An 11,955-nucleotide genomic window follows, 5' to 3' on the forward strand; every position below is an offset into this window, starting at 1 on the left:
CCAAGAAGACGGCGGCCCGGATCGCGTCGATCTGGGCCGCCGTGCTGGAAGCGTCTGTCGCGTTACCCTAGCACCCCGCGCAGAAGGCGCAGGCGGACGGGGCCTTGGCGATGCCGCCGAGGGCCGTCTCGCGCAGTTCGGGGGGAAGGCCCCGGCCCACTTCGTCCATGACGGCCACGGCCTCGTCGAAGCTGATGAGGTTCTGGACGCCGGAAAGGGCGATCTGGGCGCTGACGAAGGCGACGGAGGCCGCCGTGGCGTTGCGCTTCTGGCAGGGCACTTCCACAAGGCCGCCCACCGGGTCGCATACCAGGCCGAGCAGCGACATCATCACGTTCGCGCCGGCGGCCAGGCAGCGGTCGGGGGCACCGCCGGCAAGCGTGACGGCCGCCGCAGCCGCCATGGCGGCCGCGCTTCCCACCTCGGCCTGGCAGCCGCCCTCGGCGCCGGACACGCTGGCGTTGCGGGCGATGAGGTAGCCCAGGCCCGCGGCGGTGAGGATGCCCTCGCGCAGCTGGTCGTGGGAGAAGCCGCGCTCGTCGCGCAGGGCCAGAAGCACGCCGGGGAGCACGCCGGCCGAGCCCGCGGTGGGGGTGGCCACGATGACGCCCATGCGCCCGTTGGTCTCCAGGGTCGCCAGGGCGTACTGGGCCGCCCGGGCCGCCAGGGGATCTACCAAGCGGTGCCGGGGATCGGCATCTTCCAAGGCCGCCCGCAGTTTCGCCGCCTCGCCGCCGATGAGGCCGCCCACGGAGGGCTGCGGGTTGCCCAAGGGCTCGGTGGCGGCGTTGCCCATCACTTCCAGAACGCGATCGAGATAGGCGTCGATGCCGGCCTCGGTGCCCTGCTTGGCGCACAGCGCCTCCTCGCGGGCGCGGAAGGCTTGGGCGATGGTGACGTGCTCGCGCTCGCACAGCGCCAGAAGCTCCTCGCCGGATGCGTAGTCCCAGCGGGCGAACCGCTCCTCGGCATCCTCGGGTACGGGCACCTCCTCGCCGTCGCCGGCGCAGGTGGCGGGTACGACGCGCGCGTTGATGATGTCCGGGTGGTCCATCAGAAGCTCGCGCACGCTCGCATCCACGGCGCTATCGGTCTCAAGGACGGTGTAGGCGTCGCCGCGCTTGGCCGTGCGGTGCAGGTTCGCGTTGGCGATGTTGATGCCGCAGTCGGCCAGCACGCCGGCGATGTGGGCGAGCACCCCGCGCTCATCGCGCTGGTGCACGACCACGCTCGTGCGTTCCCCGGTGATGTCCACGTCGATGCCGTTGATGCGCCGAATGACCGCCGCGCCGCCCCCGATGGAGACGCCCCGCATCTCCAGGGTGCGCCCCTCGCGGCTCTCGCAGCGGATGTCCACGGTGTTGGGGTGCGCCACCTCGGTGGTCGTGTCCCAGACGATGTCCACCTGCACGCCGGCTGCCTTCGCCAGGGCGAAGGCGTCGGCCACGCGCGGGTCGTCGGTCGCAAGCTCCAGGATGCCGGCCACCAGCGCCTTGTCGGTGCCGTGGCCGGATCCGGTGGCGGCGAAGGAGCCGTACAGGGTGAAGACGGCGCGTTCGGGCTGCTCGCCGAAGAGCTTCCGCGCCATGGAGGCGAGGGCCAAAGCCCCCGCCGTATGCGAGCTGGACGGTCCCACCATGATGGGGCCGATAATGTCCCTCAGACCATAGGTTTTCACAAGAGCTCCTTTCGCGTTTCTCATCCGCAGAGCAGTTCAGGGCTTCATTTCATCGAAGAAGCCTATCATAGCCCATCGCCTAACGGGCGCAGAGGCGCTATACTGCCTCAAAACCGTAAGTTGGTGAGAAAGGGGAACCTTCATGTCTTCCAAAATCCTCGTCGTGGGCCATCGCAACCCCGACAACGACTCCATCGCCGCAGCCGTGGGCTACGCGCATCTGAAGAATGCGCTGGCCGCCCGCGACGGCGAGGCCGACGCCGTCGAGTACGTGCCCGCCCGTCTGGGGCCGCTGCCGGTGGAAAGCGCCTGGATTCTGGAGCAGAACGACATCGCCGAGCCGGTGCTCATCGAAAACGTGAACCCTGTCGAGCGCGATGGCGAGGAAGTCAAGCAGAAGGTCATCCTCGTGGATCACAACGAGATCGGCCAGGCGGCCCCGGGTATCGAGAACGCCGATGTCGTCGAGATCATCGACCACCATCGCATCGCCGATGTTTCCACGGCCAACCCCATCCTCTTTTTGAACCTCCCCATCGGCTCCACGGCCACCATCGTCACGCTTCAGTTCCGCCAGACCGGCATCGAGCTGCCCGATTCCATCGCCCGCGTGCTCCTGTCGGCCATCCTCACCGACACGGTCATCATGAAGTCTCCCACCTGCACCCAGGTGGACGTCGACCAGGTGAACTTCCTCGCCGACAAGCTCGGCATCGACGCGGTGGAGTACGGCATGGACATCTTCCGCACCCGCGGCGGCGAGGACAAAATGCCCATCGCCAAGTTGGTCGAGGCCGATTCCAAGGAGTTCAAGGTCAACGACGACGTGACGGTGCTCATCGCCCAGCGCGAGACGGTAGACCTGCCGACTGTGATGGCCCGCGAGGCGGAGATTCGCGATCACATGAAGAAGCTCGTGGAAGATAACGGCTACGAGTTCGCCCTGCTGCTCGTCACCGATATTCTGGCCGAGGGCTCGCAGTTCATCGTGGAGGGCGATCCGGCCCGTGTGAACCGCGTCTTCGAGATCGAGTGCTGCGAGGGCGGCAACTGGATGCCCGGCGTGCTGTCCCGCAAGAAGCAGGTGGCGGCCCCCATTCTTGCCTCGTAATAATTCCTTGAGGAATTATTACGCGACGCTGCGGGTCCGACAGGCACCTGGCCTTGCCCCTTGTCTTTGCCACGGCGCGGCACGAAGGCCGCTTGGGCAAAAGGCGGGGCAAATCCAGGCACCTGTCGGACCCTCGCTGTTTTCCTTGGGCGCATCCCTGCGACAAAAAATTTAGGAATTTGGAAAGAAGGACCCTCATGAACCCCGATCGCGTGCTTGATTCGTTTTTGGAGATGGCGGCCATCGAGAGCCCGTCATGGCACGAGGCTCCCATGGCAGCTTATTGTGCAGAAAAACTGGCGGAGATGGGATTCACGGTCACCTTCGACGCTTCTGCGGCGGAAACGGGGTCGGATACGGGCAACCTCATCGCGCATTTGCCCGGCACGGTGCCGGGGCGCATCGGGTTCTCGGCGCATCTGGACACGGTGAAGCCCTGCGCGGGCATCGAGGCGGTCATCGAGCAGCGCCATATCTGCGACGACGTCACCTGCCGCATGGCCGAGGTCGTCTGCTCGGCGGGGGAGACGATTCTCTCAGCCGATGATAAGGCCGGCATCACCGCCATTTTCGAGGGGCTGCGCTCGGTGTTGGAGTCCGGTGCGCCCCGGCCCGACATCACGGTGCTGCTCACCACCTGCGAGGAGCAGAGCCTGCTGGGGGCCGGCGCCTTGGCCGAGGACGCGCTCGCGTGGCCGGAGAATCTGCCGGCGGCTACCCCGGAAGCCGAGCGCGACGGATGTTTCCCGCTGTTCGTGCTCGATGCGGACGGGGCGCCGGGCACCATCATCATGGGAGCGCCCTATCATTGGACGCTGCGCGCTCGCATTGAGGGCCGTGCCGCCCATGCCGGCGTGGAGCCCGAGGAGGGCGTCTCCGCCATTCAGATCGCCGCAGCCGCCGTGGCCGCCATGCCGCTTGGGCGCATCGACGAGTGCACCACGGCCAACGTCGGCCGCATCGAGGGCGGCGTGGCCGTGAACATCGTGCCCGCCGTCGTGACGCTCATGGGGGAGTGCCGTTCGCTGTACGAGGATCGCGTGCTCGCCCAGCGCGACGCCATGACCCGCGCCTTGGAAGAAGCCGCCGCCCGCTTCGGCGGCCAGGTGGAAGTGGCCTGGGAGCTGGACTACCCGGCTGTCATGCACGAGCCCGGCGACGCCATCGTCGCGCATTTGGAGGCCGCTGCGGCCACTTGCGGCCTTGAGTCCCGCCACGCCACCTCCGGCGGCGGGGCCGACGCGAACATCCTCGGCACGAAGGGCGCCGACGCCATCACCCTCGGCATCGGCATGACCAACTTCCATTCCGTCGACGAGTATATAGAGGTAGCCGACCTCCAGAACATGGCCCGCTACGTCGAGGCCATCATCGCCGAGTACGCGGGGTAGCTTCAGGAGCGATCCCGTGGGGGGGGGGGCGACCTTGATCGCCCCCCCCTTGCACGGCCTTTTCCGGCAGGGAGAGCCTTGTCCCGGCACCTGCGGGGACAAGGCTCGGATTTTGGCAGATGCGGGTACCAGACCGCCTGTTTTGCCAGGCGCAGGGAACCAAACCGCCCGTTTTGGCTGAACTGCGACAAGCCATCTACCAGGCATTATAGGAAGTTTTCCCAGATCAGAGCTTCGGGCGAAACTGGAGGTTTGGTACCCGTGGACTGCCAAAATCCGAGGTTTGGTATCGTCTAAGACAAGATCGCGTGAAAGGCTATGCTTCAGTTTCCGGTATGCGTAGGGATGCGCGTCGGGCTCGCTCTTCGACGAGATCGCCAAAGACGCTGCGAGCAAACTCAAATTCGTTTTCGTGGCGACGCAAGAAGTTGCGCATGCGCAGGTAGTCGCGCACTTCTACGGCGTCTTCGCTTTCGTCCTCCATGACTTCTTGGGCGAAGGCGCGGGCGCGTTCGATGGAGTCGGCGTCGTCGGCTTCGAGTTCAGCCACATATTGCGTGCGTTCGCCTGCTGGCGCGTAGAACAGGAAAAGGTTGGCGAACTTCCCTTGAGGTCCCTCGGGGAGGCCTTGGGCGGCCTTCTGCTCCGCAGCGGCGCGATCGACGAGAATCTTGCCGTTGTCGCGGCGGCCGGGCAGCACGCCCGAGGCCACCATGGCATTCACGCGGAAGCGACTCACGCCGAGTATCTCGCCAGCTTCGGCAGACGAGATGAGGTCGCTGTCCTCGTCGGCTATCCTTCCCACTTTCAGGCCAGCTGTTGAAATCGGTGGGGCCAGCTCCAGGCTGCGCTTCGCCTCCTCTAGGGTGGTGAGCTTTTTGAGGGGAAGGTGTGGATAATGGATCTCGAACCCTTCGGCGGTTTTCTCGATATAGCCGCCCGGCACGGGGCGGTCGTTGATGGACAGATCCCAGCGCGAGGGCTCGCCCTCGGCGCCGCAATACTCGGTCCAGGTTCTGACTTGGGTAGACATAGGGTTCCTCCTCGCGTTTACAGAGATTGGAATGGGTTTTCAAGGGGCGTCTTTGAAAAGGAGCGGCAAACAGGGTAGCTGCCTCCGAATTGCGCTTCGATGGCGGCGATCATCGACGTCTGCCCCATATCCTCGAGCATCTCGCGAGTGATCCAGCCATAGCCCAGAAGCTCGTCGGCCAATTCGGCACAATAGGCGCAGCGCTGGCATTGTCTGTTGCAAGTGGAGGTGCGTTTGAAGAAATTCGTCCTGCCAAGTGCCTTGTTGTCGATGTGCGCGCGGAATTCGATGCCGTAATAGCCGATGGAGCTGCACAGCAGATCGAAGAGGTTGCCGTCGTAGGACTCGTCCAAGTAGGCTTCGGTGCAGCGAAGCACTTTGCTCGGCATCATATCGCGGCCGACAATTTTGAAGAAGCTTGTGATGCCCTCGTAGCGGCGCATATCTTCGGGCCTGATCCAGTTCGATTTGAAAATCTGCCCGGCATCGCGGCCGATGATGTCGCCGCAAGCGAAAGAGAAGGCGTTGCCCTCGTCGCGCTCTTCGTGGGATTTGTGGGAGATCAAGTTCATGTGGAACTTGCGGTAGGGGCATTTGTTCAAGCACCCCTCGTTTACCATGAGCTTGAGCTCTACGCCAAGTTTCTCGCGGATTTGCCGCAAGAGCTTCAGGTCGCGGTTGATGCTCGTGTCCACGGTCATAGTGGTGGCACCTGCCAGTGCGAAGGCTTCGGCGCGGGAAAAGCAATCGATGTCAGCGAGGACTGAGGCGCTGATTTCAAGGTTCGGACAGGTTTGGCGCGCTTGTTCAATGAGGAAGGGATTGGCCAGTGTCACTGCCTCAATGCCGTGTTGCTCGTGCATGTCGCGAATGAATCCGATTTGTCGATTGAGGGTCTCCTCGGCGTACCAATCCCCGCCATCGCACGTGGAATTCATTGTGACGTCGACGCGGATGCCCGCTTCGCGAATGATGCTGACCACTCCGACGAACTCGTCGAGGGTCGTCACGTTTCCAACGCGGCCCGAACCGGTGATGGCTTGCGGCGCATTCAGGTAGATCTCCCGAATAACGTTGCCGTTGCGTCTTTGAAGCGCGATCAGCTGTCGCAGCGTGGCGGCGTCTCCGTTATAAGGAACGGAAAACTCGAGTTGAGCCACAGAGCCCCTCCTTCCTCTCTCGTTTAGAAAAAGGGCCCGCTTTTCAAGAGCGGGCCCGCTTGTGCTCATCGGCGCCAGGCCGGGCCTAGGCCTCGGTTGCGGCATCCCAGGGTTCGAGGGCGGCGGCATTGCGGCCGGCGATACGGCCGACGCACCAGTTCTCGGAGCCATTGCCGCCGGTGATGGCGTAAGTGTGGCCATTCATGTTGCCGAACGAGCCGGCGGAGTACAGGCGCGGAATCGGGTTGCCGCTCGGATCGACGATGTTGGCGTTCTCGTTGCGGCGAGCACCGCCGATGGTATTGCAGATGCCCGGGTACAGCGGAATGGCGTAGAACGGACCGGTCTCGACCTTTGCCAGCTGCTGGCGGCCGAAGTCCTCGTCAGCGCCCTTGTCGCACAGCTCGTTCCAGCGGGCAACGGAGGCCTTCAGCTTCTCAGCGTCCATCTTGTCGTCCCATTTGCTGGCGGCGATGTTGGCGGCCAGCTCGTCCAGGGTGGCGCCGGTGGTAATCCAGCCACGCTCGAGCTCCCATTTGTTGTCGGCAGACCATCCGGCCCAGCCACCGAGTTCGGGATCGAGACCCTCGGTCATGTAGCCGATGCCCATGCCACCGTTCTCGGTGGCCGCGCCGCCGACCATGCCGCCCCAGGAGCCGCCGTCGAAGGAGGTCTGATCGAAGATGTACCAAGAGGGAATACGGTCGAAATCGCAGATCTCCTCATCGAAATTGGCGTAGGGCTTCCAGCCACCATGGGGGCTGAAGATTTCCTCGTTACCCCAGCGTTCGCCTAGGCGAGATACTTTGATGTAATTGGGCGTGGGGCTCTGCACGGAAACGCCCCCGGGCACGATCTCCGGATCGTCGAACCAGGCGTCGTCGCCGCCACAGACCTGCTGCATGTGCCACAGGTCGGCACCCACCTTCTGGGCCATGGTGATGCCGTCGCCGGTGTTGTACTTCCAGCCGTAGAAGCCGCGCATCGGGTAGCACTTCAGATACTTGGCCTGCAGCTCCTCGTTGAATTCGAAGCCGCCAGTGCACAGGATGACGCCCTTGGAGGCCTTCACGGCCTTGGGGGTCTCGTCGGTTCCCATGAGGGTGTAGCAGCCGACGATCTCCTTGGTGACGGGGTTCTGGATGAGCTCCTCGTCGTGGCATTCGAACAGCACCTCGATGCCGCGGTCGGCGCGATGTTGGTCCATGGCCTCGAAGAAGCCCGCGCCGTAGCCGTCGCCGGAACCGACGTACATCTCCTCGTAGCCAGTGAAGATGTTGTACTCGGCACGGGGGCTATCGCCCAGGGTGTACTCGAGGCCGTACTCGTCGGCGTAGTCGGGGTTTTGCACGGCTTCCTCGGCCCAGGCCTGGCAGACCTCCATAGGTGTCTGCCCATGGAAGGCCTCGAAAGCAAACTGAGCGGCCGCGTCGGCATCGTGGGGGGCAGTCCACTGACCCATGTTGATAGACGAGGACCCGCCTCCGCGGAACGGCGATTTCTCCAGATAGAGCACTTGAGCGCCCTCGTCGAAGGCGGTGATGCCGGCCCACAGGCCCGCTCCGCCGTAGCCGATCACCAAAACGTCGGTCTCGTAGTCCCAGGTCTCGGGCATCCACTCGGGGGTGCTGCCAGTCTCAGAGAGCGCAGCGTCGTTGTTGGCGCACCCGGCCAGGGCGGCGGCGCCGGCAGCGCCGGCGGCAGCCAGGGCGGAGCCCTTCAAAAAAGAGCGGCGAGATACTTCCTCCATGTTTTCCTCCTTAATAAGGCTTGCTATGTCATCCGCCGGAGTGCGGATGATGCTGAGATGGGAATGGCCGCACTCGGACCCCGTAGGGGGAGGGATTGACGGGGTCCGGGCGGAACCGGAGTCAATTAAATGCGCCGGGCCTTACTCGTGGCAGGTGTTGCACTCGTAGACGTCCATGTGGTGGCAGCCCTTGCATGCCTTCTTTGCCGTGTCCTCGATGGTGTCGTCGGAATGCATGCTGTGACAGCTGCCGCAGTCGATGGTCGTATGATCTTCGTTCTCGGGCAGGGCGTGGGGGTTCACTACCGTGCCGTTGGCGTCGGTGAGGATGGCGCAGGCTTCAGTCTTGGCGGCCAGATCCTCCTGGCTGCCGTGGCAACCGCTGCTGAAGCAGGCGGTGGTATCGATGGTGGTCTTTTTCAGCCGTTTGGGCGTCTTGTCGCCGAACTGCACGCCATCGTGGGCGGTCGCCAGGCTGTCGATGTCGCTATGGCAGGTGGTGCACTCCTGCGTCGCATGGTTAGATGCGGGCATCGTCGCGTCGCCGAGCGAGTCGCCCTCGGTGCTGTGGCAGGTGGTGCAGTCGGCATCTGCGGAGAACGCGAAGTCCCCTGTCATTGCGGCGTTCTCGTCGGCTTCAGCCTGTGAGCCGCTGCCCGTTTCGCTGAGATCTGCCGTTTTCGGGGCGCAGCCGACAGTGCCCAGGGACATAAGTGCGATGACACCCGCGACAGCGGAGGCAAGAACGATCTTGCGCAGGGATACGTGAGCCATGCTCCTCTCCTTCCAAGTGGCTCCGGCGGCTCTCTCGTCGTCCCGCCGGATTGAATTCGATGGGCGGCATTGTGCGTCCTCGTCGCCGAAATGCCATCATCCAAAGCCGATGCTTCGCGGGAGGAGACAGATTATTTTGCTGCCAAGCCATCATCTGAAAAGGATGAAAGACCAGGTGGGATAAGGGATGACGAAGGACAGATTGTGGGTGGTTCTCGGCCTTGCCCTTGCTATACTGCCCTTGACCGCACATCGATACGGGAGGGTCGGCGATGGTAGGAATTACGAAGGACGATGGCGCGCTACCGTCTCAGGGGCTAGGAGGGGCTTCCGAGAAGAGCGGGCTTTTGGTGGTTCTCGGGTATATTGGCGCCCAAACGTGGCTTCCCATTGTCGGCGTGGTAGCCGATATGTATCGCGGGGGCGATCTGGCGCTGTCGGGGCTGAACCCCCTTCTCTTTTCTTATCTTGTTGTTTTGGGGACGACGGCGTGCGCAGCGTCTTTCGCGCGTTGGAGGGACGAATGGTCTCGAGGCGTCTTCGGGGCGTTTGCGGGCGCGTTGGCTGCCATCGCCGGCGCAGCGCTTCTGCTCGTTCCCGAACGGGGCGCCTCTGTGGCAGTTGCGGTTCTGCGCGTCGTGTCCGGCGCGCTGCTCGGCTTGGGCGGCGGTTTGCTCACCATGGTATGGAGCGAACGCTTTGGACGGCTGGATGCTCCGGCGCGCTCCCGGGTTTCGTTTCTCGTCGTACTCGCTGCCTGCCTGCTGGCGGCCTTCGCTCAGTCCATAGGCATCCACTGGTTGCTGCTTGCAGTGGTCGCCGTGTTCTCGGCGGTGTCCAGCGCCTTGTTCATGGTGTCGGCGTCTCGCGGTGAGGCTCCTGCTAAAACCTCTTCGCCAGTGACGCATCTGCAGGGGGCTTTTGTTCGCATTATCGCGTCCTATGGCCTGTTCGGCCTTGTCTTCGCCCTGATGATCACGCAGTTTCTCATTGCGCGTCACGGTCACGCCCTGTCGTGGACATGGCTTTTGAGCCTTTCGGGCGTCGTTATCTCCCTCGTGGTCGAGGTTGTGGCAAAGGCGCTGCTCAAACAGGGATTCAGCTGGCTGCTCCTTCTACGCTTTGCGGCCATACCGATACTTGTGGCTTTTTACCCCTTCGATGCCGGAAGCGAATTCTCCCTGCGCTTTGCCATGGGGGCCTCGGCGGTGGCTCTGTGGGTGTACCTTTCCTTGGTGGTGGGAATCGCGGCGGAGGCGGCCGGGCAGATTCGCGTACCTTTTGCTATCGTGTGGGGTGTGGCTCTGGGCGCGCTTGCTCTGGGCGCGGCTTTGGGGTCGAGTTTGGCGCTTATGATGGAGAGCCTCGATCTCCAGGGCCACGTGAGCGTGACGGCCATCGCGGCCATGGTGCTTGCTGTTATCGCGTCGGATGTGGTGTTGACGCGCGGAAGTTTGGCGCGGGCCTACAAGAGGGCCGTAACTGCCGCAGGGGGCAAAGAGGCGGAGTCTGCTGACGGCGGTACGCCTTTCGATGAGCGGGTCGCGGCCGTGGCTGAGGTCTACGCGCTGACTGAGCGAGAGGCAGAGGTTCTGGGCATTCTGGCGCGCGGGCATGGGCTGGGTCGCGTTCAGGAGGTGCTTTTCATTGCCGAGGGAACCGCCATTACTCATCGTCGGCACATTTATCAGAAGCTCGATGTCCATTCCAAGGCCGAGCTCATCGATCTCGTCTCCGGCTTCGGAGATGATGGGATAGATGACGATTGAAGTCGGTTTAGATGACCGGGGGCGCTGGCCTTCATCGGTCGGGAGGGCCGACCAAGGTCGGCCCCTACGGGAAAAGCGCGTCAGTCCTCGTCGGCCTCTACGAGAAAGCGTGCCAGTCCTTGTCGGTCGGAAGTGCGTGGGGCTTCCTTGCCTGCACTTCCTGCGATTATGGACAAATTGTGCCGCTCGCCGGAGGGGATGGATACGCCCGGGTGCGTGGCGTTTGACACACAGCGGAAACCCTCGTAATATACCCCCTCGCGCCTCACAGAGGCGCTTGTTTTGTGCAGTGCAAGCCCGTGGAAAAAGGAAAGGAAAAGAGTCTTGCCTACAATTAACCAGCTGGTCCGCAAGGGCCGCAAGAAGACGGTCGACAAGTCGAAGACCCCGGCGCTCAAGGGCAACCCGCAGAAGCGCGGCGTGTGCACCCGCGTGTACACCACGACCCCCAAGAAGCCGAACTCCGCTCTTCGCAAGGTCTGCCGTGTGCGTCTCGTCAACGGTATGGAGGTCACGGCCTACATCCCCGGCGAGGGCCACAACCTCCAGGAGCACTCCATGGTGCTCATCCGCGGCGGCCGTGTAAGGGACCTTCCCGGTGTCCGCTACAAGGTCATCCGCGCGGCGCTCGACTGTGCTGCGGTGGACAACCGCAAGCAGGCCCGCAGCCGCTACGGCGCCAAGCGCCCGAAATAACGTTCGTTAAGCCGCGCGGGCCGGTAGAGTCTGGGTAAGGAGCCCCACCGACCTAATGGACGCCGAACCGGTGCCCCGAAGCGCGCAGAAGCAAAAGGAGTAACTACATGCCGCGTCGTGCAGCAGCAGTCCGCCGCGAAACGCAGCCGGACGCAAAGTTCAACAACCGTCTCGTCACGCAGCTCATCAACAAGGTTCTGCTTGACGGCAAGAAGTCCATCGCCGAGAACATCGTTTACGGCGCCTTCGATCTGGTCCAGGAGAAGACCGGCGAGGATCCGCTGACCGTGTTCAAGAAGGCCATGGACAACGTCCGCCCCACCCTCGAGTGCAAGCCGAAGCGCGTGGGCGGCGCCACTTACCAGGTGCCGATGGAGGTCAACTCCCGTCGTGCCACCACGCTGGCGATCCGCTGGATCGTCGACTTCTCCCGCAAGCGCAAGGAGCACACCATGCGCGAGCGTCTCGCCAACGAGATCATCGACGCCTCCAACAACACGGGCGCCGCTGTGAAGAAGCGCGAGGACATGTACAAAATGGCCGAGGCAAACCGTGCGTTCTCGCACTACCGCTTCTAAGGCTGGTGAAGGTAT

Annotated in this window: 10 protein-coding genes; 5 read left to right on the forward strand and 5 right to left on the reverse strand. The window is 63.5% G+C overall.

The features are described 5' to 3' along the window. Nucleotides 1–67: 67 nt before the first annotated feature. Nucleotides 68–1,678 carry an L-serine ammonia-lyase, iron-sulfur-dependent, subunit alpha gene (gene sdaAA / locus ACW4LP_RS10595; RefSeq protein WP_114539977.1) on the reverse strand — a complete coding sequence of 537 codons (1,611 nt, stop codon included), beginning with the start codon at nucleotides 1,676–1,678 and terminating at the stop codon, nucleotides 68–70. Nucleotides 1,679–1,820: 142 nt separating this feature from the next. On the opposite strand from sdaAA, the gene ACW4LP_RS10600 reads away from it, so the two are divergent. Then, a complete protein-coding gene (locus ACW4LP_RS10600) occupies nucleotides 1,821–2,789 on the forward strand; it encodes a manganese-dependent inorganic pyrophosphatase (RefSeq protein ID WP_022740360.1) in 969 nt (322 codons plus the stop codon). 197 nt (nucleotides 2,790–2,986) lie between these two features. Continuing rightward, nucleotides 2,987–4,180, forward strand: coding sequence for a M20/M25/M40 family metallo-hydrolase (locus ACW4LP_RS10605; RefSeq protein WP_114539976.1), 1,194 nt, complete (start codon nucleotides 2,987–2,989; stop codon nucleotides 4,178–4,180). 316 nt (nucleotides 4,181–4,496) lie between these two features. On the opposite strand, the gene ACW4LP_RS10610 is transcribed toward ACW4LP_RS10605, so the two are convergent. From ACW4LP_RS10610 to ACW4LP_RS10625, 4 genes are all read right to left on the reverse strand, one after another. Beyond that, a complete protein-coding gene (locus tag ACW4LP_RS10610) occupies nucleotides 4,497–5,126 on the reverse strand; it encodes a MerR family transcriptional regulator (protein ID WP_147270643.1) in 630 nt (209 codons plus the stop codon). A gap of 104 nt (nucleotides 5,127–5,230) precedes the next feature. After that, nucleotides 5,231–6,373 (reverse strand): U32 family peptidase, encoded by a 1,143-nt coding sequence (locus ACW4LP_RS10615; RefSeq protein WP_173112312.1) that lies wholly within the window; start codon nucleotides 6,371–6,373, stop codon nucleotides 5,231–5,233. A gap of 85 nt (nucleotides 6,374–6,458) precedes the next feature. After that, a complete protein-coding gene (locus ACW4LP_RS10620) occupies nucleotides 6,459–8,123 on the reverse strand; it encodes an FAD-dependent oxidoreductase (protein WP_161127327.1) in 1,665 nt (554 codons plus the stop codon). 141 nt (nucleotides 8,124–8,264) lie between these two features. After that, nucleotides 8,265–8,897: a cytochrome c3 family protein gene (locus tag ACW4LP_RS10625; protein ID WP_114539972.1), complete on the reverse strand. Its 633-nt coding sequence runs from the start codon at nucleotides 8,895–8,897 to the stop codon at nucleotides 8,265–8,267. Between the two features lie 272 nt (nucleotides 8,898–9,169). On the opposite strand from ACW4LP_RS10625, the gene ACW4LP_RS10630 reads away from it, so the two are divergent. The 3 genes from ACW4LP_RS10630 (at nucleotide 9,170) to rpsG (ending at nucleotide 11,940) form a co-directional block, all read left to right on the forward strand. Next, nucleotides 9,170–10,666 (forward strand): response regulator transcription factor, encoded by a 1,497-nt coding sequence (locus ACW4LP_RS10630; RefSeq protein WP_114539971.1) that lies wholly within the window; start codon nucleotides 9,170–9,172, stop codon nucleotides 10,664–10,666. 324 nt (nucleotides 10,667–10,990) lie between these two features. Further along, entirely contained in the window at nucleotides 10,991–11,362 is a 372-nt protein-coding gene (rpsL, locus tag ACW4LP_RS10635; RefSeq protein ID WP_157012296.1) for a 30S ribosomal protein S12, read from the forward strand. 107 nt (nucleotides 11,363–11,469) lie between these two features. After that, the gene (gene rpsG, locus ACW4LP_RS10640; protein ID WP_022740352.1) at nucleotides 11,470–11,940 is read left to right on the forward strand and encodes a 30S ribosomal protein S7; all 471 of its coding nucleotides are present in this window, start codon (nucleotides 11,470–11,472) and stop codon (nucleotides 11,938–11,940) included. Nucleotides 11,941–11,955 lie beyond the last annotated feature (15 nt).

The sequence above is a fragment of the Adlercreutzia sp. CNCM I-6215 genome, assembly GCF_977072315.1.